Origin of the sequence: Tabrizicola sp. YIM 78059, assembly GCF_004959785.1 — a bacterium.
GTDB lineage: Bacteria > Pseudomonadota > Alphaproteobacteria > Rhodobacterales > Rhodobacteraceae > Tabrizicola > Tabrizicola caldifontis.
The window spans coordinates 1-500 of the sequence record NZ_SJZH01000069.1; the positions used below are offsets into that span (position 1 = coordinate 1).

General features: G+C 66.4%; 1 protein-coding gene. It reads right to left on the reverse strand.

Going from position 1 to position 500, the window contains the following annotated elements; translation table 11 throughout:
- Positions 1-125: 125 nt before the first annotated feature.
- Positions 126-350 carry a hypothetical protein gene (locus tag EZM81_RS18070; RefSeq protein WP_136646746.1) on the reverse strand — a complete coding sequence of 75 codons (225 nt, stop codon included), beginning with the start codon at positions 348-350 and terminating at the stop codon, positions 126-128.
- Between the last annotated feature and the right edge of the window lie 150 nt (positions 351-500).

Consider the following 500-nt stretch of genomic DNA (forward strand, 5'->3'; position numbering starts at 1 on the left):
AAGCTCGGGCTCGAGGTGACCTCGGAGAAGGTCGAGGATCGGGGGCGGGTCTACAAGCTCCCCGCCGCCTGACGCACAGGACCCCGACAAGTCGATGGCCGCCGCCCCGCCGGGGCGGCGGTCGATCATCTGGCGCTCAGCATCCGGATGGCCTCGAAGACCCGCCGCAGGGCGAAGGAACGCGCTATCGACACGATGGTGAAAATGGCGCCCATCTTCAGGTTCTGCGCCAGCGTCGTGTGCAGCCCGAAGACCGGGAAGATCAGGATCTGCGTGGCGACAGCGATGCCGTAACCGACGATCACATTGGTGACCGCTTCGACCAGCGACATGGCGCGCGATTGCTTCATGTCGCCCCCTCAATCATCCGCCATCAGCTCAATTGCCAGAGTTCGCAGCGCATGCGCCGCAACCAGGGGGATCGAGCGGGTGAGCGCCACGGGTTCGAGCGAACCCGCGAGGGCCGTTGCCACAGAGGCGAAGCCGGTCCACCCGGTGGG